Annotated in this window: 22 protein-coding genes; 10 read left to right on the top strand and 12 right to left on the bottom strand. The window is 69.3% G+C overall.

Annotated elements, in window-relative coordinates; all coding sequences use genetic code 11:
- Positions 1-23 precede the first annotated feature (23 nt).
- The 4 genes from ACFYT4_RS27410 to ACFYT4_RS27425 form a co-directional block, all read right to left on the bottom strand.
- Positions 24-404, bottom strand: a complete 381-nt coding sequence (locus ACFYT4_RS27410) for a hypothetical protein (RefSeq protein WP_389274425.1) — start codon at positions 402-404, stop codon at positions 24-26.
- A gap of 158 nt (positions 405-562) precedes the next feature.
- On the bottom strand, positions 563-1,792 hold the full coding sequence (locus ACFYT4_RS27415; RefSeq protein WP_389274428.1) for a helix-turn-helix domain-containing protein: 1,230 nt from the start codon (positions 1,790-1,792) through the stop codon (positions 563-565).
- 175 nt (positions 1,793-1,967) lie between these two features.
- On the bottom strand, positions 1,968-2,426 hold the full coding sequence (locus ACFYT4_RS27420; protein ID WP_389274430.1) for a DUF6907 domain-containing protein: 459 nt from the start codon (positions 2,424-2,426) through the stop codon (positions 1,968-1,970).
- 3 nt (positions 2,427-2,429) lie between these two features.
- Positions 2,430-3,263: a DUF6907 domain-containing protein gene (locus ACFYT4_RS27425; RefSeq protein WP_389274433.1), complete on the bottom strand. Its 834-nt coding sequence runs from the start codon at positions 3,261-3,263 to the stop codon at positions 2,430-2,432.
- A gap of 844 nt (positions 3,264-4,107) precedes the next feature.
- On the opposite strand from ACFYT4_RS27425, the gene ACFYT4_RS27430 reads away from it, so the two are divergent.
- Both ACFYT4_RS27430 and ACFYT4_RS27435 read left to right on the top strand, forming a co-directional pair.
- Positions 4,108-4,383: a CopG family transcriptional regulator gene (locus ACFYT4_RS27430; RefSeq protein WP_389274436.1), complete on the top strand. Its 276-nt coding sequence runs from the start codon at positions 4,108-4,110 to the stop codon at positions 4,381-4,383.
- Positions 4,380-4,802: a PIN domain-containing protein gene (locus tag ACFYT4_RS27435; protein WP_389274439.1), complete on the top strand. Its 423-nt coding sequence runs from the start codon at positions 4,380-4,382 to the stop codon at positions 4,800-4,802. Before ACFYT4_RS27430 ends, ACFYT4_RS27435 begins: the two co-directional genes overlap by 4 nt.
- A gap of 29 nt (positions 4,803-4,831) precedes the next feature.
- Here the strand turns inward: ACFYT4_RS27435 and ACFYT4_RS27440 are convergent, their stop codons facing one another.
- The 6 genes from ACFYT4_RS27440 to ACFYT4_RS27465 all read right to left on the bottom strand — a co-directional run bounded on the left by ACFYT4_RS27440 (position 4,832) and on the right by ACFYT4_RS27465 (position 8,315).
- A complete protein-coding gene (locus ACFYT4_RS27440) occupies positions 4,832-5,014 on the bottom strand; it encodes a hypothetical protein (RefSeq protein ID WP_389274441.1) in 183 nt (60 codons plus the stop codon).
- Positions 5,015-5,446: 432 nt separating this feature from the next.
- On the bottom strand, positions 5,447-6,037 hold the full coding sequence (locus ACFYT4_RS27445) for a hypothetical protein (RefSeq protein ID WP_389274444.1): 591 nt from the start codon (positions 6,035-6,037) through the stop codon (positions 5,447-5,449).
- The gene (locus ACFYT4_RS27450) at positions 6,034-6,705 is read right to left on the bottom strand and encodes a hypothetical protein (RefSeq protein WP_389274446.1); all 672 of its coding nucleotides are present in this window, start codon (positions 6,703-6,705) and stop codon (positions 6,034-6,036) included. The genes ACFYT4_RS27445 and ACFYT4_RS27450 overlap by 4 nt, the downstream gene beginning before the upstream one ends.
- A 69-nt stretch (positions 6,706-6,774) precedes the next feature.
- Positions 6,775-7,290 carry a hypothetical protein gene (locus ACFYT4_RS27455; protein ID WP_389274449.1) on the bottom strand — a complete coding sequence of 172 codons (516 nt, stop codon included), beginning with the start codon at positions 7,288-7,290 and terminating at the stop codon, positions 6,775-6,777.
- 3 nt (positions 7,291-7,293) lie between these two features.
- Entirely contained in the window at positions 7,294-8,037 is a 744-nt protein-coding gene (locus tag ACFYT4_RS27460; protein WP_389274452.1) for an ATP-binding cassette domain-containing protein, read from the bottom strand.
- 14 nt (positions 8,038-8,051) lie between these two features.
- Positions 8,052-8,315, bottom strand: a complete 264-nt coding sequence (locus tag ACFYT4_RS27465; RefSeq protein WP_389274455.1) for a hypothetical protein — start codon at positions 8,313-8,315, stop codon at positions 8,052-8,054.
- A 1,134-nt stretch (positions 8,316-9,449) separates the two neighbouring features.
- On the opposite strand from ACFYT4_RS27465, the gene ACFYT4_RS27470 reads away from it, so the two are divergent.
- The 3 genes from ACFYT4_RS27470 to ACFYT4_RS27480 all read left to right on the top strand — a co-directional run bounded on the left by ACFYT4_RS27470 (position 9,450) and on the right by ACFYT4_RS27480 (position 11,333).
- Complete coding sequence (locus ACFYT4_RS27470; protein WP_389274458.1) at positions 9,450-10,079, top strand: hypothetical protein; 630 nt, start codon at positions 9,450-9,452, stop codon at positions 10,077-10,079.
- A 255-nt stretch (positions 10,080-10,334) separates the two neighbouring features.
- Positions 10,335-10,655: a carboxymuconolactone decarboxylase family protein gene (locus tag ACFYT4_RS27475; RefSeq protein ID WP_389274461.1), complete on the top strand. Its 321-nt coding sequence runs from the start codon at positions 10,335-10,337 to the stop codon at positions 10,653-10,655.
- Positions 10,656-11,051: 396 nt separating this feature from the next.
- A complete protein-coding gene (locus tag ACFYT4_RS27480) occupies positions 11,052-11,333 on the top strand; it encodes a metal-sensitive transcriptional regulator (protein WP_389274464.1) in 282 nt (93 codons plus the stop codon).
- A 564-nt stretch (positions 11,334-11,897) separates the two neighbouring features.
- On the opposite strand, the gene ACFYT4_RS27485 is transcribed toward ACFYT4_RS27480, so the two are convergent.
- Positions 11,898-13,244: a TerD family protein gene (locus ACFYT4_RS27485; protein ID WP_389274467.1), complete on the bottom strand. Its 1,347-nt coding sequence runs from the start codon at positions 13,242-13,244 to the stop codon at positions 11,898-11,900.
- A 396-nt stretch (positions 13,245-13,640) separates the two neighbouring features.
- On the bottom strand, positions 13,641-14,480 hold the full coding sequence (locus ACFYT4_RS27490; RefSeq protein WP_389274470.1) for a tellurium resistance protein TerA: 840 nt from the start codon (positions 14,478-14,480) through the stop codon (positions 13,641-13,643).
- A gap of 278 nt (positions 14,481-14,758) precedes the next feature.
- On the opposite strand from ACFYT4_RS27490, the gene ACFYT4_RS27495 reads away from it, so the two are divergent.
- The 5 genes from ACFYT4_RS27495 to ACFYT4_RS27515 all read left to right on the top strand — a co-directional run bounded on the left by ACFYT4_RS27495 (position 14,759) and on the right by ACFYT4_RS27515 (position 19,498).
- Entirely contained in the window at positions 14,759-16,021 is a 1,263-nt protein-coding gene (locus tag ACFYT4_RS27495; RefSeq protein WP_389274473.1) for a methyl-accepting chemotaxis protein, read from the top strand.
- Between the two features lie 11 nt (positions 16,022-16,032).
- Positions 16,033-16,512, top strand: coding sequence for a hypothetical protein (locus ACFYT4_RS27500; protein WP_389274476.1), 480 nt, complete (start codon positions 16,033-16,035; stop codon positions 16,510-16,512).
- Positions 16,513-16,620: 108 nt separating this feature from the next.
- The gene (locus ACFYT4_RS27505) at positions 16,621-17,286 is read left to right on the top strand and encodes a VWA domain-containing protein (protein WP_389274479.1); all 666 of its coding nucleotides are present in this window, start codon (positions 16,621-16,623) and stop codon (positions 17,284-17,286) included.
- Between the two features lie 20 nt (positions 17,287-17,306).
- Positions 17,307-18,530, top strand: coding sequence for a protein phosphatase 2C domain-containing protein (locus ACFYT4_RS27510; protein ID WP_389274481.1), 1,224 nt, complete (start codon positions 17,307-17,309; stop codon positions 18,528-18,530).
- Positions 18,527-19,498 carry a hypothetical protein gene (locus ACFYT4_RS27515; protein ID WP_389274484.1) on the top strand — a complete coding sequence of 324 codons (972 nt, stop codon included), beginning with the start codon at positions 18,527-18,529 and terminating at the stop codon, positions 19,496-19,498. Before ACFYT4_RS27510 ends, ACFYT4_RS27515 begins: the two co-directional genes overlap by 4 nt.
- The last annotated feature ends 31 nt before the right edge of the window (positions 19,499-19,529 follow it).

Below are 19,529 nucleotides of genomic sequence, written 5' to 3' on the forward strand. Positions count from 1 at the left end.
GGCCCTGGGCCACGGAGCAAGTTCTAGGGAGTGCCTTCACGCTCTCTGCGCGCGTTGACCAGGGCTCGGTGCAGCCCGTCGGGCGGGTTCAGGGTGCGAGGGCCGGTGGGCAGCCGGTACCAGTGGAGCCCGGGGCCGGTGGCGCGGTCCGCCTGTGGGACCACGACATGGCAGGTCAGCCCCAGTGCGACCGTCCCCGTTTCCTCCCATCGCGCCGCGATGCCGACCGGCGTCAGGAAGTACATCCGGGGCTCGCGCCCACCGTCGTCGAGGATGGCCGGCCCCATGGGCACTCCCTGCTCCTCGATGAGCGTCACGGCCCGGCGTCCCACGTCCTCGGGTGCACGGATGGCGTCCCACCACGTCCCGGCAGGACACAGCTCCGGCTCGCTACCGATAGGCATCCATCTCGGTAACCGTGCGGTCGAGATCGCGTCCGGCATGGGAAAGGCCCCCTCACAACTGGGTGTGAGAGGACCATTCCACGCACAAGGCGGGGGTGCGCGGACAAACTGTCCGCACCCAATTCACGCCAACTGGGCTTGCTGCTAATGCAGTTGTGTTATGCAACACCCGCCCAGGCGCCGAACGCGGACAGCTCGGTGGATGGGTGCACATCCATACGCAGCAGCGATCCGAGCGTTTCGCGCACGGATGGGTGGAATCGGGTGTGGCTGGGGGCGATCTTCCTCGCCTGTTTCAGCTCGGCGAACGCGCCGCCACGGTCCCCTTCCACCAGACGCGCGGACGCGACGTCGATGTGGTGGTGGCTGGATCGCTCGCCAACCGTCGAGGCCGGCGGCACCCATGGGGCTCCGCCCTGTCCCCATTCGGCGAGCCGGGCCAGTGCCTGCTCGCTGTCCCCGGTGTCGATCAGCGCGTGCACCGCGTGGATCCTGATGTTCGTCGGCCCGAAGCTCATCTCGTAGGCGAGGCTGTCCCTGTTGTCCGCCATGCTCGCGACCTGCTCGGCCTCGCGGAGGAACTCTTCAGCTCCCTCGGGGTTGTTCTCCCGGGAGTCCACCACCGCGAGCTTCAGCAGCAACGCTCCGTCGACCGCCAGCGCCTCATCGGTGTACGAGCGCTCCGGCTGAAGCCGCTCCAGCTCCCCTCGCAGCCCCTTGAGCTTGCGCCGGGCTGTCTCGGTCGCGCCCTGGCGCAGCATCGACCCCGCCACCAGGAAGCCAGCGGTGACCTGCATCAGCGGATCGCCGCTTCGATCGGCGGCCCACCGCACCCGTTCCAGGGCTGTGTTGCCCAGGTCGTGGTGCCCCATCTTGTGGGCGAGACTGTTGACCGCTCGATACGCGCGGGCCAGATGCCAGAATGCCTGCTGCTGTTCAACGCCCCTCGTGCCCAGCGCCACATGAGTCAGCTCAGTGATCACCGGGGGCAGCAAAGGCCCCATCGGCACGTACCGGGCATCCCGCCGGAGAGTCGCGATCTGGTCAACCTCGGAGGCGAGGACCGGCAGCGCTCGCGGCCGGATCTCCAACTCGTCGGGGGTGTCGAAGCACAGCAGAGTACGTCGCAGCTCCGGGATGACGGCATGCACCCCGTCCTCGGCTTCCGGGTCCCCGTAGTACGGCTGGCCCGTCAAGACCTCCGGGCCGAAGCGCAGTGCCCGCGCCAAGGCCAATATCAGACTCGGCGTCGCCCTCCGGACTCCGGATTCAAGCTTCTGGATCTGGCTGGCGGAGACCGCTACCCGCTGGGCAAGCTGCGCGGCGGACAGCCCCCGCGTCTTGCGTGCCACCCGGAGCCGGTCTCCCAGCATCAAGCTCTCGCCCACGTCGGCATCCCCTCGCTGAATGGAGCACTATCGCCAGAGTACGGACCGTGCACCACGCCCAGAAGGCCCATCACCAAGAGTTAACGCGCCAGTGGCCTGAGCTGGTGAACGAGCGATAGCCGACCCGAGGGGAACAGGAAGCCCTTCCTCGGCTGGGACAGCCGGGCTTCATGGCTCAGGTAGCCATCACAGGGCGGGCCTCGACGGGAAGCTCACATCGGCCTGCCATCCAATCTGCGCGGGCCTGGGACAGCTGCGGCAGGACCTCGTGTTCAAGTTCATCCAGACGGGCTCGAAGCTTCGCGATGACCTGAGCCAATTGTTCGGGACCAAGAACGGGAAGCCATACGCCATCGACAACCTGAAGGTTGACGTGGGGCACATCACGACCGTCCTGCTCATCCCAGAAAGGGTGAACAGACATGTAGGTGAACAGGGCATCGCCACCGGTCTGATCATCGCCGTCGAACTCCAGAGGCAGGACCACGCCATCGGAGGCGAGGTAGCAGCTGAGATCGACACGGGCGGGAGTCGGCCCACTATGGTCGTCCTGGCACCAGGGAGAGCGGGCGTGTGTCGCCCAAACCTCGGCAGGCGTCGCGACAAGGTACGACTGCTGTGTCGTGGTCGTCATGGCTCAGCTCTCCCTCTCTGACGCCTGCTCGGCTGCCTGACTCGCAGCATGGGCCGCTTCACACATTCCCCAAGTAAGCGCGCCAGCCAGCTGGGCGATGTCTTCTTTCGCGTCCGTACCCTGCTGAACAGAATTTTCGAGGCAGGCTTCAAAGGCGGGCTCGAAGGCAACAAGCATGGTGCCGAGGCGGTGGTCCAGTCGGATACTGATATCGCTGCGCACCGGGCGTCGATTCACATCGGCTCGCTGACGCTCGTGTCCCAGCATGGCTACGGCGTCCTCAATGCCCTGATGGGCTGCGCGCTCGATATCGATCGATCGGACGGATGGCAGCCGTGGATCGTCACCCTGAAGCCCGTACGTGCGGGCACGCGTCACAACCAGTTCAGCGACTTCGGCGCGGACAGCGGGAGCAGTGACGCGTTTCGGTTCTTCGCCGAGAAGTACCGCCAGTTCGTCACGAGTGACGCGCAGCCTTTCAAGGTGCCCAGTAAGACCATTGATCAACTCGTCGACCTGCGGCAGATCAAGTTCCGGCCACGTGCCGTCAGCAGAAAAGGCAACCCGGGGCCTGCCATCACCCCACTGGACAAGACCGAACCCAAGGATGGAATCCACCGAGGGGCCAGGGCCCAGGTAGCTGCCGCAGAGAGAGTACTCGGGGCCATGGTGACTATGGTCATGCGAACCGGCGTGATCAATGGGTAGTCCAGTGCAGAAGGTCCTGCCGTCAGGGCAGACCGTAGCGGTGGGCTGCACGGTACTGGAGGAGGGTACAAGAACTTCTTCAGTCGGCATGGGACCTGCTTCTTCCGAAGGTGAGCCGGGCCCTGGCATCTCTGCCCGCAGGCATCTGCCTACGCTCCGCCTGAAGGGGTGGTTTCACCGCCGAACTCATGGTGGCTACGAATCCCGATGAGCGGCTCTACTGAGAGTAGGCATACGCGATCGCGGGTGGTCTCAGTTCTGGTCTCATTCGGCCCCGTCCGGGCCCGTCCGGACGAGGTCGCCCCGAACGCTCCGCCCCAGGTCAGGACGAGTGCAACCTCCTCCGAACCCCCGTACGAACATTTGGAAAGCGTGTTGGGGGCAACCCCTCACGAGTTCGAATCTCGTATCCTCCGCCAGTGCTCTCACCGGGCACTAACGTCGAAGGCCCCGCTGCTCGCAGCGGGGCCTTCGACGTTGCCTCAGCCCTCGTTGTCCTGGTTTTTCTGCACAGGCAGCGTTTCTGAGGGCCCCAGATGGCTTCGGCGATCTTCCGGACTACGTCGTTGAGCATGCTGTCCGGCACATGGAGGTAATGACGCAGAGCGAAACCTCCCGAGCCGGACGCTTCCACGTGGGGCGTTCATCCGAGGGCCTGCCCCGGGCTCTGGATGCCTGGCGTGTCACCACCGCCGATGCCGATGTGACCGCCCATGTCGCCGTCTTCCTGGGTGGCGAACCTCGACCGAACGAAGGGACAGGAGGAACCGGCCTTGCCTACGAAGTGCCGACGCGCCGTGAGAGCGTACGCGTTCTCCTGTAACGCGCCCGGTTGACCCCCTGGGGCCACCACCCCGTCCGTGCCTGAGTCGGGCCACTCGGTCTCACCCGAACCTCCCGGGGGCCCTCGCCCCAGACACCACCGGCCGCCAGCACTGGTAAGGCAAAAGATACCCGGAGTATGGTCTTTTGTATGGCAACGAAAAAGATGACGGTGACGATCCCCGAAGACCTCCTTGAGGAGATCCGTGGGGAGGCGGCCGAGCGGGGCCTGTCGGCGTACGTGGCCGAGGCGCTGCGCTTCAAGCGCGACCGCGACCGGCTCGTGGAACTCGTCGACTGGCTGGAGGAGGAACACGGTCCGGTCACGGAAGGCGAACGCGCGGCGGTACGCGACGAACTGGACGATCTCGATGTCGAGCATGCGCGTCGCGCGGCCAGGCAGAACCGTGCGGGAGAAGCCGCGTGAAGAAGCGGATCAGTGACGACGGCCCGCAACTGCGCGTCTTCGTACTCGACAGTGAGGCTCTGTCGCTGGCCGTGCGTGGGGATCGAATGATGATCGCCCGGCTCAAGCTGGCCGCTGGCGGTGAAGCCGAGGTGGTGACCTCTCCCATGACACTCGTCGAGGCATACGACGGCAGAACCACCGAGCAGCGCTGGGACTGGGTCCTCTCCCGCATCAGCGTGGCTGACATCGGAAAGGACGAAGCACGGCAGGCCCGTCGGCTCGTGGCAGACGCGGGGCCGCACGGTCACAAGTACGCAATCGATGCCGTACTCGCCGTTATCGCGCGGCAGCAGAAGGGCCAGGTCACGGTCTTCACCTCCGACGTGGACGACCTAGAACGGCTGGTACCCGACAGAATCGTCGTCAAGAAGGTGTGACCTCGGCTTGGTCTCAGTTCTGGTCTCATTCACTGGCCTACAGCACCATTCAGGAGGAGCGCACGCAGCTCCTCGTCTCTCAGCAGGGCGAGGACGTGAGGGTCCGTATCCACGAAGATGGCGTCGGCGTTTTCGGAGACGGCCTTGTGCAGGGCCGCGTGGCAGACGTCGGCGAAGGGCTGGTCGCGCATGCGCCAGAGGTGGAAGCGCATGTCGTCCGGTCGGTCCTCGTCCCGCGCACGCGCCCACCCCTTGAGGTCGCCACCCAGGCTCCGCCAGGCACCTTCCCGGGCCCTTGGGCGCTTCCCCTCGTTGAGGGCGCCCACGTCGATCGTCCACTCGCCCTTCTTCGAACCCTCGACCGCGCGGTAGAGGTCACTCTGGACATCTCGAAAGATCAGCCGGTGGCCGTTCGTCTATGCGGGTCTCACTCCGACGCCGGAGCAAACCCCCGGACCAGGTCGAACCCGTACACCACTTCCAAGGACGCAACCACAGGAAAGGCCAAAGGCACTCCGGCCGCACGTAAGGTCAGGTGCCGGACCAACGGCGCCGGAAAGCAGGAAGCCCCCGTTCCTCTTTTTCAGACGAGCAGTTGAACGGGGCTCTGGGACAAGCCGCAATCCAGGACGAGCGGAAGGCGGCTACGAACCTGCCTCTGCTGTCTGCCGCTGTCGTAAGCTCGCCCCGACGGCAAAGAGGCCGAGTACCGCCGACGCAGCCAGCAGCGAGTTCCCCTCGTGCAAGGGCCAGGCCCAGGGGTACGGCCGGCGGCCTGGGCCTTGGCCGAGAAGCACGCAGCCCACTGGGACTGCGGCGACGGCCAGCGGACCGTATAACGATCCGACGAGGCTCTGGACGGTCAGTCCCACACCGAGATAACCGACGAGGTTTCGCGCTGTGCCAAGTCCCAGGCTGAAGTCGAGCCATTGTGCTTCCGCCAACCCGAGGATCACCGCTGTGAAGGCGATGCAGTCGAACAGCAAGGCACCGTAGGACCGAACTGGGCGTACGGCGACGACTTCGTTCTCCCGAGGGACTCTGCTCATCGCGTGCAGGAGGACGCAGACGGGAACCACCGGGAGGACCAGCGGCAGAGGGATTCCGGAGCCGAAGCCGCCAAGCAGGGAGGGTATGGGAAGGGCAGATCCCGCGAGCAGGGGCGCGAGGACAAAGCAGGCCAGTACACAGGCAGATGAGACATACACCATGTGCACGCGGAGCCACCAGATCACGGCTGCTTCTCTCCCACCTGCCGGAAGGATGCCGGGCGAAGGTCCGGCTTCACAGAGCAGTCCAGCACGGATCGCATGTTGCGTTCGTACCAGGCGCGTTGCTGTGTAGCAGGCAGCTGACGCACCTGGTCGGCCAGTGCCACAGCCTGCGGTTCCCAGTGTTGCGCCAACTCCTCCTTCGGCTCACCTGCAATCAGGGACAGCCAGGCGTAGACGGCGGTGTGCGCCGTATCTCCCGGATAGGTGGCATAGGGCTTCATCGCACAGGCCGGTGGCCCCATTGGTAAGGCGCTGGTAGCCGTCGTTGCTCGGACCGCGCTCTCGCTCGGACGGGGTTCACCGAACTCGACATGGGAAGCCGGAGTGATACCCATCTTGCGCAGACGCTGTTCGGCATCCTGTGCCCAGCGGACGATCTCGCCCTGTCTGTCGTACTGCTCCGGCCATACGCAGACCTGGACACGGTCACCCTTGCACTTGAGCAGTTCGGGGTTCCGAGCCTGTGCCCCCTGGAACTCAAGCGGCACGGCCAGGGCGAGGGAGCCGAGAGCGCCGAGAACGGCCGCTGATGCAACGTATAGCGTGTGCTTTGGACGCCTTCTGCCGAGGGCAGTGGAGATCACAGCTGCGGCGATGAGTCCGACAGAAAAGACGACGGTGGCCGCCATGCTGCGTAGCGAGGCGGTCTGATCAAGACCACAGCACGCATCGACGCCCTGCCCATTGAGATGTCGCAGCTAGGGCAACTCACCTATCGCGGCAGGCCAAAAGCCCCACAGGTAACCAAAAACAAGCATGGCTGCAGCACTCAGGACGCGCGGCATGAGCGGCCCGACAAGCCAGCCAAGCGCGATGTGGGCGGCCACGACCACGTATGCGGTCAGCAGGATGGTCAAGGTGGGGAATCCCGGCGCACCCATGGCGGCGGAGGAAAAGGCCGCGAGGCTCGCAAGCACACCCAGCAGCCCCAATACGGCCACCGGCGCCAGATGGAGTCCGGCGATGCGGAGACGGCTGCGGGCCGGTGCCCAGTCCTCGACCGAGGCCCTGTGAAGCCTTGCGGACTCCCAAGCGGCGCAGGCCCCACACCCCGCACTGACGAAACCGAGCACGATCAGCGACTGCGCGGTTGCCGATTCCCAATACCAGATCACCGATTCGGTGTTCTGCATGCCGAACCAGAACGGGGTCGGGATCACGACGAGGCCGACCCAGACAGCGGGCCCCGAGCGGAGAAGAGTTCCTAGACGCATGTCTCAGACCTCCCCGCGGACCAGGCCGCGATAGGCGCTCTCCGCCCGACGCTCAACTGGCACTCCTTCGGGAGCCATGGCGAAGAAACCCCGGACACTGCCCTCGAATACCGCCTGTCCACGGTCGAAGACGATGACGGTCTCGTAGACCTCGGCCAGGTCTTCTGTTTGGTGGGTGGACACCACGAAGCTGACCGAATCTGCCAGTTCGGCGATGAGCTCGCGGAAGACACCTCGCTGTACTGGGTCGAGACCAGAGGTCGGCTCGTCGAGCAACACGACTTGGGCATCGTGGACCAGCGACTGGGCGATCCCGAGTCGCCGCATCTGCCCACCTGACAGCTCATGGCTGCGGCGCTTCGCCAACTCGGTCAGGCGAACTCGGTCCAAGGCTCTTGCGGATCGATCCCACGCTTCGGACCTGGACAGACCCTTCAACCACCCTGCGTACGCCGCCTGTTCGCGAACTGTTAGTGACGGAACAGGCTTCACCTGCTGAGGAAGCCATCCGACTTTACGTCGGAACTCCTTGCGGTGGCGTCGATCAGTGCTGGTCAGTCTCCCCAACTGCACGCGACCGGTAGTGGGGTCACGCGCAGAGGCGCCTAAGGACAGGAGAGTTGACTTTCCTGCCCCATTGGGTCCCAGCAAAACGGTGCACCCCGAAGGGAACTCGAGTGTCAGGCCATCGAAGACGGGAATCCCCGCCCGGTAGGCGAAGGAACAATCAGTAAAGCGAAGCGGCACGTCAGGTCCAGGTGTCAGCGCGGAATGCGACGAGCGGAGGCAGGGTGGTACTTGAACCGGTTGGTTCCGCCACCGTCCTTCGCCGAGCAGCCGGAGAAGGCGACAGTCGTCGGGGCGTTGTCCCGGTTGCCGTCCTGCCAGTGGTGCGACTCCTTACCCGGGAACCATCCTCCGATGGAGGAGCCAAAACCGCCCTCGGCAAAGGCCGGGCCGATTCCGAGCCCGGCAATCGCTACAACCCCCGCAGCGACGGTAGCCGTCTTGCGCTTCCTGTTCACGTTCCCCTCCTTGAATGCTGGATCTGCGGCTGGTCACGCCACGTGATCCATACGTGACAGATGAGGTGTTGCTGAGCGATCGTATGACTACTCCGGGCCGGCCAGCTAGCGAATTCGTTCGTTTTTAGGAGGGCTTGAGATTCCGGATAATGGCGGGGGTGGTGAGCTGGCCGGAAGGCGATGAGTCACGGATAGGTGCGGGCGCAGCAGGCTCCATAACGCGGAATGAGGATGTGGCCCGTTCGAGCAGCTCACCGATCGAGGAGTTCGTCCCGGTGCCCGGTGTGGCTTCGTCGGTGTAAGAGGTCCCTGGCGCTGTTTGATGTCCGGATAATGTGGCTGACGTGATGCGCTTCAGCCACCTGATCGATCCAGGGAGGTGGAGTCCTGCCTCATTGCTTTCCGGGGACTTGTCCAGCGAGTGCAAGTCCGCGCCAGGTCTTGATCTGGTCAGTTGACGCCGCTCGCTCGTGATCGCGCTCAGACCCGGGGCGGGCTCGCTGTCTCCCGGCTCGGACGGGTTGGTCATGGTGTCACCGGCTCCCTTGGACGCTCTGTCTCACCCCTGACGACGAGCCCTCGCATCGAACGGTGAGGTCGGCACGTCGCCTCACATCTCGCGTCCCCGGCCTCGTTCTTGCGCCGGATCACCGCTGGGGTCCGGGCTCGCGCGAACGGTTCCGGCCGTCGCAGGACGCGGTCCACGACGCAGGCGGCACCGAGCGGGTCGGCATCTGGGCCGCGGCACGGTGGGTGTGGCCGCGTCGTCGCGGATGCCGACCGGGTTTCCCGGCGACGGCGTGAACCGTGCCCGCGGGGCCGATCGCGCTCGTAGCGGCATACGTTCCGGCCGGTGATTCGGTTCAGACAGGTCAACGGACCGGCCGGGAGCGGACAGGGAGGTAACGCTGTCGCGCACAGAACTACAAGACGGGGGGGGAGATGTCCTCGTTTCAAGGGATCCCGACCATGAAGAGAGGTAATATCCCGCGCACGAAACGGCCACCGAGGCCGCTTCGGCGGGGTGGGGGGACATTCGTGATCCGAAAGTGCATACCGGTACTCGGCGTGTTATTACTCGCAAGCGGATGCGGCAGCTCGCCCGACCGGACGGCCGCGGCGGATTCGCCGCCGGTGAGTTCCTCCGCATCTGCTCCCGACACCGGAACACCGGCCCCGGACGTCAGCGAATCCTCCCCGGCCTCCGAACCCGCCGATCAAGAACCCACCGAAGAGACCGTCACCGAGGACAGCCCGACACCCGACGAGGCGGAGACCTTCGGCGGCGGGGACTCGACCAGTGGCGATGACGGCCTGACAACAGGTTCCCAGAGCCTGAACTGCGGCTCCCTCCCGGGAAGCGGCACCTTCACCGACCCGCTGCGACTCGGAGTCATCCACGGCTCTGTGACCGCCCAGGGCTGCCTGCCGCTGACGCCCGGCAAACCGTTCAACGTCCGGTACTTCTCCTTCACCTTGCCCACCGCACCGGGCGCGAATGCCCACGCCGGCGCGTCCTTCACCATCAACCAGGACGGAATCGGCCCGGTGTACCCGGCCGTCATCATGCCCGGCGGCTGGATTCTCAAGCACAGCCTGGGGTCCGGGTACTGGACCGGTACCGAGCCCTTCTTCACCGGCCGGTACCAGGAGATCTCGGATCTGAATCCGGGCACCTACATCCTCAGCACAGAGAAGTTGGACACGGCCATCAACTCCCTCACCACGCCGCACTACGACGTCGTCGTCGACGCGGGCAGCTGAGCCGTACGCGGATTCGATGGCCCTGGATCACGCGCGACCTCGGCCACGGAACCGAAGGGGGCCGCCGCCCGCGTGCGCGGGCGGTGGGTGGCGGTCGGCCGGGCCATGACCGACGACGGTCACGGACGTTTCGGGGCACACATGGACTCAACGTGCGACGGGGTCGGAGCATGCGTACCGTCGAATACAGGAGCCGTCGACGCGGGCCGTTCCTCATGAAGAACTCCGATACCCGACCGCCGGAGGGTGATCCGTATGACCATGTCGTCCGAGACTCCCGTCCTCGACACCCTGGCAGCCATGACGCTCGATTCGGTCGAGCGCTGCCAACTGCCGCCGGAGACGCTGATTCTCACCCGTATCGCCGCACTCGTCGCCATGGACGCACCGCCCGTCTCCTATCTGGCCCACATGGAGCCCGCCGCCGAGACCGGTCTGACGCATAGTCAGGTCCAGGATGTCCTGGTGGCCATCGCGCCCGTCGTGGGCACGGCCAGGGTCATGTCCGCGGCCGCCCATATCTCCAAGGCCCTCGGATTTGCCATCGCCGTGACCGAGGGCGAGGAAGGCGCCTAGGGTCTTGCGGTCCGTCGTCCCGACGGGGAGGTGAGCGAACCGGTCCCGGGGCTGCGGCTCTCCCACCTGTAGGGATCCCCGGGGACCGCCCGCAGGGTGGTCCCCGGGGAGGTGCCGCTGACCCGGTCCCTGGTGGGCCGATCGGCCGGGTACGGGCGTGGAGGCGGAACTCGCCGGGGCTATGCCGGAACAGTCATCGCAGGCGGCCCCACTTGTGTGGGCAGATGGCGCGCTCCGGCGGCGGCCGACCGCGCGTTGCCGGCCCAGGGCATGACGCCGGTCCCGGGCAGGGTGGGTGAACCGGGGTGTGGAGCGGGGGAAGTGACCGGGTCGTGGGGGCGGATCCGCACGTACACTCGGCCCAGGGTCTGTTCGCGCCTCGCCACCGGGAGTGCCATGAGCGGCTATGTCGGCAACAAGGACGACCACCTCAAGCGTATGCGCCGCATCGAGGGACAGGTCCGTGGCATCGCGAAGATGGTCGAGAACGACAAGTACTGCATCGATGTGCTCACCCAGGTCTCGGCGGTCACCCGGGCGCTGGAGGCCGTGGCTCTGGGGCTGCTCAAGGAGCATCTCACGTACTGCGTGACGCAGGCCGTCGCGGAGGGCGGCGCCGTCGCCGACGAGAAGATCACCGAGACGACCGCCGCGATCGCCCGGCTGGTGAAGTCCTGAGCCGGGTCGGCCTCAGGGCGTGAACGCCCACAGGTGACGTCCTGAGCCGGATCAGTCCCAGGGCGTGAGCGCCGGCGGGTGACGTACGGGCTCGGTGGTGTCGGACGGTGGCCGTTCGCGGGACGGGCGGTGATGCCGTCGGGGCCGCGAGAAGGCCCCCGGCCCAGGGAGACGGTCGGCCCGTTCGTCCGGGTGCCGGCCGCCCCCGCTGGTCGAGGGCCGTGCTTGCGATCGTCGATGCGGATGTGGATGTCGTCGTCTGTGAGCCGAAGGCAGCGGAGCCGGTCCGTACAGCCGGTTCCGGGCCCCGGGTCACGGATCACCGCTTCGATGTCTCACCTCTCGTCACCGCGGCGGTCTCCACCGCCGGCCGCTCCGGCGCGTGACGGGGCAGGTGCCGCAGGCGCCGAGTCCGCCTGCCTGAACGCGGTCGCCAACGGACTCGGCGCCAACCGGACTCGGCGGCGGCTGGACCCGCCCCACGCGTGAACGCCGGTCGATACGTGAACCCGGGTGATACGTGAACCCGATACGGGAACCCGGGCCCTCGCGAGGGCCCGGCCCCTACTTGAACTCCACCGGTCCCGCGTCCATCGCGATCGTCCCGTCGATGTGCAGCAGGGGACGGGCCTCGCTCCCCGGACCGCTGTACGCCTCGACATGGCGGATGGCCGCGCCGGCCGGTTCCGTGAAGTCGACCAGGGCGATCGCCACCCAGTAGCGCGTACTGGCGTCCTCGAAGAGGGGAACGGTGACCGTGGAGCCCCGGCCGTCGCTCACCACGACGTGAGCGCCGAAACTCTGGAACGATCCCACGCCGTTCTCGACGGCGGAGTACGCGCACAGGAGCACGTAACCCTGTTCGTCGGGGCGGACGATACGGATGGCCTCCCGGCCCGGGACCCGGGAGTCGCCGTCCAGAACGATGTACGGATCCTGCGTCAGCGAGCCCAGGTCGCGGTAGTAGACGACTCCGGCGCCGCCCTTGGCCTTCGCCGCCCGCTTGCTGAGGACGGCCGGGCCGCCGCCCGGGCGGAGGGCCGTTCCCTCCGGCTTGTGGGCGGCCTTCACGATCGTCCCGGCCGCCACCGGTCCGCGCAGGGCCTTCGACGCGGGTACGAACAGGGCGTAGAAGTCGAGGTCCGCGCCCTTCTCACGCCTGCTGTCGCTGCCGCCGTCCCACTCCAGAGCGGCCACGATCTCCAGGCCGGGCTCCTGCTTGTTCAGGCTGATGGATGCCTGTTCGCCCTTTTCGAGGCTGATGGTGACCTTGGTGAAGGGCGAGGCGGCGGAAGCGGCCGGGGGCACCGCGGCGGCGGGTGCCGGCACGGGAGCGGAAGGGGTCGCGGCGGGCGCGGCCGGGGCGCCCGTGCCGGTGCCGCCCTCCGCCGTGTCGTCCGCGACGTCGATGCCGAAGTCCGTGGCCACGCCCGCGAGTCCGTCCGCGTACCCCTGCCCCACCGCCCGGATCTTCCAGCCGGTCCCCCTGCGGTAGATCTGCAGCAGCACGGCGGCGCGCTCGCCGTCCGTCATCGGGGGCACCTCGAAGACGACCGGCTCACGGCCGTCCTCCAGCGCGTGGACGGAGAGTTCCTTCACCCCGCTGAACGTGCGGCTCGTGTCGTCCGGATCGCAGCTCCCCACCAGGAGCACGCTCTCGACGGACGCCGGGAGCGCCGAGGGCTCCACGACGATCCGCTCGCCCCCGCCGGCCCCCGCCGCGACGTGCGTCACCGCCCCCGCCTCCGCGGTCGGCTGGTTGAAGAACACCATGTCGGCGTCGGATCGCACGTTGCCGTCGGCCCCTATGAGCAGCGCGCTGAGATCCACGGGGTCCCCCACACTGCGCAGTTCAGCCGTGATGCCCGTGCCACCGACGGGTGCGTTCGCACCCTTGGTAAGAATTGTCATATCAAGTCCCCAGTCGTACCGTCCCGCCACTCTGACACGTCCTGCCTCATGGGTACAGGGAGGCGACCGACTCGGCCGTGGTCCGGGAGGGGCCCGCAAAGATGCTGGTCTCCGCCGCGCAGCCGGACGCCGGCCGGCTCGGAGAGTGCGGTGCGGTAGCGGGCGCGGGCCTGTCGCCGACGGCCGTACTCGCTCTCCGGTCCGGTGCCGGGGCCCCGCCCGCCGGTCCGGCCCGGCGGACCGCACCCGACCGGGCGGACCCCGGCCCGAACCCGGTGGGCCGCGAGTCCGCCGGGCCCAACCCGGACGGCTCGGACGGCCCGGACGACGCGGCGGCCGGTCACCCCGGCCGAGGTGCCATCAGCGGGGGGGCCGGTCACGCAGGCCGGGGTTCCATCAGCGGGGTGGCTTGGTCATCGACACCCAGGTCATGCCGTAGCCGTAGGCGTGGTCGATCTGCTCCTGGGGGGACAACTCCTGCGATCCGGTGAACCAGCGGACCTCCCGCCGCATCGCGAGACCGTCGCGCTCCGCCGCCACCAGGGCGATCGCGCACGCCACCGCGCCCGGCGGGGAGTCGTCCAGCAGGATGCGGTGGCTGCCGCCGGAGCGGTCCGGGCCGGTGATCTCGGCGGTGGCGCCCAGACGGCGGAAGTCGACGGCGCCCTCGTAGACGTACGCGTAGATCAGCAGCCGGCGGAAACGGGCGCGGTGCTCCATGCTGACGCGCAGGGTCTCGCCGTCGGACGCGGCGCCGGTGCGGTCGTCCTGGTCCAGGGCCGCGTAGGGCCACGAGGTGAGCGATCCATAGGCGTCGCCCAGGGCCTGCACCACGGCCTGGCCGCCGTCGGTGAACTCGATCAGACAGCCCAGGTCGAGATCGACGTCATGGCCGGGAGGCCAGTTGAGATTGACCTGGAGGACGCCGCGGCCCGTGAGCCGGACGGTGGGTGAGCCCCTGGTGAGCAGGGACCTCGGTTTCTGCCGCTGTCCGGACGGTCCGCTCCGCCCGTCGTCTCTCCCTCCGGACCGCCGGTCCGTCCCGCGCGATCCGCCGCCGCGCTCGGCGGCCCGCCGGTCCCGGCCGCGTAACCCGCCGTCCCGGCCGGCCGGTCCGCCCCCGGGCCCGTCCGGGGTCCTGTCGGCCGTCGGGCCGGAAGCGCGGGTGGAAGCTCCGTCGCCGGTGCCGTCCGGTGTTCCGTCCGTGCCCCGCTTCCCGGCACCCAGTCGGATCACTCCGCGTGGACGATCGTCCCCCATCGTTCTGCCCCCTCGGGTCGTGGGCGCGCGGTCGTGTGCCGCGCGTTCCCGGGCGCCCGGCGGGCCCGCGCCCGGTGGTGTCCGCCTCCGGCGTGACGGTCCTTCGCTCCGCCCACGGACGCGGGCCGCATGCGCTAGCATCGGCGCCTCAGCCGGGAGCCAACTTTACGGCTGTTCAAGGGGTTTGGGGGATCCGCGCGCAATAGCCGGGTTGAGCGGGGGCGCATCCCGACCGCGTTCGCATGGGGGTGCGTATGCCAGTAGGGGCACTGGCCGACCGTAAGAAGGTCGCGGCCGACCTCACGGATCTCGCCGGGGAGCCGGGTCTGGCCTCCCGGCGTGATGAACTCACCGTCCTCGCCGACGCGTTACGCGGGCTCGGCGACGGCGATCTGGAACCGTGGACCGAGCTGGACCTGATCTCGGCGTTCGCGCGGCGCGAGTCGGTACAGGCGCTGCGGACCCGGCGGCCGTCGGCCTACCTCGGCTGGCTGGAGGCCGGCCTCGGGGCGCTGGTGTTCGTACCACTGCTGCTCACCTGGTCCGGGCTGACCCGGGCGTCCAGCGCGTACGAGGCACTGATCCAGGCCGACCGCGAACAGGCCGCGCGGCCCTTTCTCCAGCTGTGGCAGACCGGCTTCGAAGGGCATCTGACCGGCTGGTTCACCTTCGGGCACGTCGTCGGGACCGCCACCCTCGTGATTCTGCTCCTCCTGCTGCTGGCGCTGCTCCACGGATGGCGCCGGGCCGCCGAGGACCGCGCCGACGAGGCCGCGAGGCTCGGCGCGGACGAGCTGCTCGCACGGCTGGTGCCCGTGCTCACCCGGGCCCAGCTGCTGCTCAACGAGGAGCGGTTCGGCTCCCCCGTGCGGTTCGCCGCCGAGCTGGGCAAGTCCGCCACCACCCTCAACCGGCTGTCCAGCAAGGCGGTCAAGGCCCAGGCGAGCCTGGAGGCGGCGGCCGAGCTGGTCGGCAAGGCCGTGGAGGGCGCGGAGCGGCGGCTCGCGGGAGTCGACGCGGCGCTGGAGCCGCTGGAAAGGGCGGCCGGGCGGATCGAGAAAGCCGTGGCCGACAGCGGCGACGGGGTGAGCAGGGCGCTCGGGGAAGTCCGCACGACGAGCGGAGAGGTCCGCGACCGGCTCGACCTGGCCGGTGAACGGGTCGAGGACGCCATCACCGTACTGGCCGCGTCCCAGCGCTCGTTCACCACGAGCACCGAGGTGGCCGCCGATGTCACCGCGCTGACCCTGGCCCGTATCGGCGAGGTGGCCGAGCAGACCGCCCGGGCCGTCGTGGCGTCCCAGGACGCGGCGCGGCAGCTCGCCGAGCAGACCGACGCGCTGCGCGCCGCCGCCGCGCGCTTCGCGGAACTGGCCTCCGCGCTGCGCGAACCGGTGCCCGCGGGTCCCGGGTCGCCGGTGGAGCCCGGGTCGCCGCTGGAGTACGCGCCCCGCGACCGCAACGGCCATGTGGATCTCGCCAAGCGCCCCGCCCCGCTGGAAACGGGAGCACCGTGAAGCGGCGGGGAGTGAACCCGCTGCACCTGGCGGGCTGGCTCTTCGCCGACATGCTGCTGGTCGTGGCCCTGGTCGCGATGGGCGACCAGGGCGACCCGCTGGGTGCGGCCAGGGCCGCCGAGCCCCGGCCGGGCGCCTCCGGGAAGGCAACCGCGCCCCCGAAGAAGTCCGGGAAGAAGCCGTCCGGACCGCGTGCCGTGGAGCACAGGCCGGTGGAGGTGGCCATCGACGCGAACGCCTCCGACAGCCGCCGGATCATCGCCCGGCTGCGCGCGGTCACCGCGAAGTACCAGGGGCGTCAGGCGGCCATCGTCCTCACCTTCGGCCGCAATCAGGACGCGGGGGCGGGGGTCGCGTACGCCCGGCGCGTCAACTCGCTGCTGGACGAGGCGCGTCCGGAGATGTTCCGCGGCACCACCACCCGGGACTTCGTCCTTCTGCGGGGGTCGAGCGGGCACGCGGACCTGGAGATCTACTTCTACACCCACTGACACACACCGGCACCACGCACGCCGACCGCGGCGGGAACCATCCGTCCGATCGCCACCCCACCCGATCCCCACCGGCCCAGACCGTGAACCCTCACCGGAGGAACGCTCGTGCAAATCCTGCCTTTCTACATGGTGTGCGACGAGTCGGGCTCGATGAGCGGTCCGCCCATCGACGCCATCAACGCCGCGCTGCCCGACCTCCACCAGGAGATCAGCACCAATCCGACGGTGGCCGACAAGACCCGGTTCGCCCTCATCGGCTTCTCCGACGACGCCACCGTGCTCCAGTCGCTGGTGGACCTCAGCGAGCTGGACAGCCTGCCCGCGCTCGCCGCCGGCGGGGTGACCTCGTACGGCGAGGCGTTCCGTACGCTGAAGAAGTGCGTCGAGGCGGATGTGGCCGACCTCAAGTCCCAGGGCCACGAGGTCTACCGGCCCGTCGTCTTCTTCCTCTCCGACGGGGTGCCCACGGACGGCAACTGGGAGCAGGCGCTCCAGGACCTGACCTCGTCGCGCTACGCCCCGAAGATCATCGCCTTCGGCATCGGCGCGGCGGACACCGCCACGATCAGCCAGGTCGCCAACTTCCGCGCCTTCATGCAGCAGGACTCGTCCGTCTCGCCCGCCGCCGCGCTCCGTGAGTTCGCCGCGAGCCTCACGCGTTCCATCGTGCGCTCCGCCAGCAGCATGTCCGCCGACGGCAGCAGCGGTTTCAGTCTCGCCGTGGACGAGCAGGTGACGGGCTTCACCACCGTCGCGCTCGACAAGCTCTGACAGCCGAGAGGAGGTTCACCATGGACCACTTCCCCGGGCCGCAGGGCCGGCCCCCGGCACCCCCGCAGGACCGCGACCCCGCACCGCCGCCACCGCCGCCCCCGGGCCACCCCCCGGCGCCGCCGCCACCGCCGCCCCCGGGCCACCCCCCGGCGCCGCACGGTGACCCGCACCCCGGGCCGGAACGCGCCCACCGGCCCGCGACGCCGCACTGGCCGGACGCGGGCGACGACGGGCTGCTCGAAGGGCTCCCCCAGGACATCCAGCAGGCCATCCGGCCCCGCCACAGCGCGCCGCCGCCCGACGTCCCGCGCGGCGGGCCCCTCCACATCGGCGCCCGCCCGCCGAGCTATCCCGCCAAGCCGCTCGGGCTGCCGTCCGTACGCGAGGCGGACCTGCTCGCCGCCACCCTGCCCGACACCGTGCTCGACGGCGCCGAGATCGGGACGCTGACCGTGCGGGCGGTGTCCGTACGCGGGGATTCCCACCGCTGGCACGGGGAGTGCCGGCAGGACGCGGTCGGGGTCAGCAGGCTCGGGCCGACCGTGCCGCCGGGCGCCGGGCGGGGCGGCGGCACGGCCCAGTCCGGGCTGCTGCTGCTCGCGGTCGCCGACGGCGTCGGATCGGCGCCGCTCTCGCACCGGGGGTCGCACCACGCCGTACGCCTCCTGGCCCGCTATCTGGACCGGGTCGCCGAGGAGCTGGCGGCGGCCCTGCGCGGGCGCGACGAGGCCGCCTTCAGCGCGCTCGCCGACACGGCGGTCGCCAACACGGCGGCGGAGCTGCGGCAGCTGACCGAGGGCCCCGGCACGGCGTACGCGACCACGCTGCGCGCCCTGGTCGTACCGCTCGACCCGGACGTCACCGCACGCGGCTTCCTCGCGGTCGGGGACGGCGGGCTGTTCCGGCTGCGGGACCGGAGCTGGCAGCACCTCGACGCCCCCGGAACGCCCGGCGGCGCCGCCGTCATCGACACCAGGACCGCCGCGCTGCCCGACGCCTTCAGCGGGGTGACGGCCGGGCTGCTCCCGCCGTCGGAGCCGGGCGATGTACTGGTCCTGTGCACGGACGGGTTCTCCGGGCCGCTCACGGGCGAGCGGGAGCTGCGCGAGCAGCTCGCGGAGCAGTGGGGCCACAGCGCCCCCGTGCCCGAGCTGTCGGACTTCATGTGGCAGGTGCAGACCCGGGTGAAGTCCTACGACGACGACCGGTCGGCCGTCTGTCTGTGGGAGGGCGTGCGATGACCGCCGCCGACGGCGCGGACGTGCCGCTGTCCTCACTCACGCTCGACGGCAAGATCGGCGACGGCGGGCAGGGAGAGGTGCACTCCGTACGGGACCCCGTCACACCCGGCCGGAGCGCCCTGCTCTACAAGAGCTACCGCGCCCCGGACCAGGTCGACGGCGGGGCGCTCGGCGCGCTGGTCGCCGTGTACCGCGCGCTGCCGCCCGAGGAGCGGGACCGGCTGGACGCGCAGACCGCCTGGCCGCTGTGCCGGGTGGTGGACCGGGGGCGTACGGCCGGGTTCCTGATGTACGCGGCCCCGGCCGAGATGACCTGGCGCACCGCGCACGGCGCGGTCAAGCTGACCGAGCTGCAGTTCCTGCTGCGCGAGCCGAAGGCCGCGTGGCAGGACATCGGCCAGCCCGGGCCCGGCCAGCGGCGGGAGCTGACGCTCGCGCTGGTGACGCTGATCGAACGGCTGCACACCTGGGGCCTGGTGCTGGGCGATGTGTCCCAGGCCAACATCCTGTGGACGGTACGGCCCGCGCCCGCGGTGTATCTGCTGGACTGCGACGGGTTCCGGGTCACGGGCAGGGCGCCGGTGCTCGCCCAGGCCGACACCCCCGACTGGGGCGATCCGCTCGCCCCGCCCGGCTCGGCCACCGTGGACAGCGACCGCTACAAGGCGGCGCTGGCGGCGGGCCGCATCCTGTCCCGGGAGGCGTACGCCGTGCCGGGCGGCCCGTTCGGGGTGCTGCCGGGCGAACTCGACGAGCGGCAGGAGGCGGCGGTACGGGAACGGTTCGCCCAGGCGGGCGGTGCGCACGGCACCCGGCCCACGCTCGCCGAGTGGCACACCGCGCTGTCCGGGCGGGACGTCATCAAGCTGACCGCCGCCTCCCCGGCGCCCCGACCGCAGCTGAACCGCGCGATGCTCGACGGGGTGCGCGACCGGGGCTCGATCCCGCTGCGCCCGCCGGGCACCTGATCCACCACCGATACCTGCTTCACAGCCCGCA

The organism is Streptomyces sp. NPDC004609, from assembly GCF_042873655.1.
Classification (GTDB): Bacteria; Actinomycetota; Actinomycetes; order Streptomycetales; family Streptomycetaceae; genus Streptomyces.

Coding starts and splice junctions, on each gene's coding strand:
- ACFYT4_RS27515 (WP_389274484.1), top strand. CDS start 18,527: ATGACCGCCGCCGACGGCGCGGACGTGCCGCTGTCCTCACTCACGCTC.
- ACFYT4_RS27485 (WP_389274467.1), bottom strand. CDS start 13,244: ATGACAATTCTTACCAAGGGTGCGAACGCACCCGTCGGTGGCACGGGC.
- ACFYT4_RS27455 (WP_389274449.1), bottom strand. CDS start 7,290: ATGCGTCTAGGAACTCTTCTCCGCTCGGGGCCCGCTGTCTGGGTCGGC.
- ACFYT4_RS27450 (WP_389274446.1), bottom strand. CDS start 6,705: ATGGCGGCCACCGTCGTCTTTTCTGTCGGACTCATCGCCGCAGCTGTG.
- ACFYT4_RS27440 (WP_389274441.1), bottom strand. CDS start 5,014: ATGCGCTTCCACCTCTGGCGCATGCGCGACCAGCCCTTCGCCGACGTC.
- ACFYT4_RS27425 (WP_389274433.1), bottom strand. CDS start 3,263: ATGCCAGGGCCCGGCTCACCTTCGGAAGAAGCAGGTCCCATGCCGACT.
- ACFYT4_RS27475 (WP_389274461.1), top strand. CDS start 10,335: ATGACCATGTCGTCCGAGACTCCCGTCCTCGACACCCTGGCAGCCATG.
- ACFYT4_RS27480 (WP_389274464.1), top strand. CDS start 11,052: ATGAGCGGCTATGTCGGCAACAAGGACGACCACCTCAAGCGTATGCGC.
- ACFYT4_RS27495 (WP_389274473.1), top strand. CDS start 14,759: ATGCCAGTAGGGGCACTGGCCGACCGTAAGAAGGTCGCGGCCGACCTC.
- ACFYT4_RS27430 (WP_389274436.1), top strand. CDS start 4,108: ATGGCAACGAAAAAGATGACGGTGACGATCCCCGAAGACCTCCTTGAG.
- ACFYT4_RS27420 (WP_389274430.1), bottom strand. CDS start 2,426: ATGACGACCACGACACAGCAGTCGTACCTTGTCGCGACGCCTGCCGAG.
- ACFYT4_RS27410 (WP_389274425.1), bottom strand. CDS start 404: ATGCCTATCGGTAGCGAGCCGGAGCTGTGTCCTGCCGGGACGTGGTGG.
- ACFYT4_RS27510 (WP_389274481.1), top strand. CDS start 17,307: ATGGACCACTTCCCCGGGCCGCAGGGCCGGCCCCCGGCACCCCCGCAG.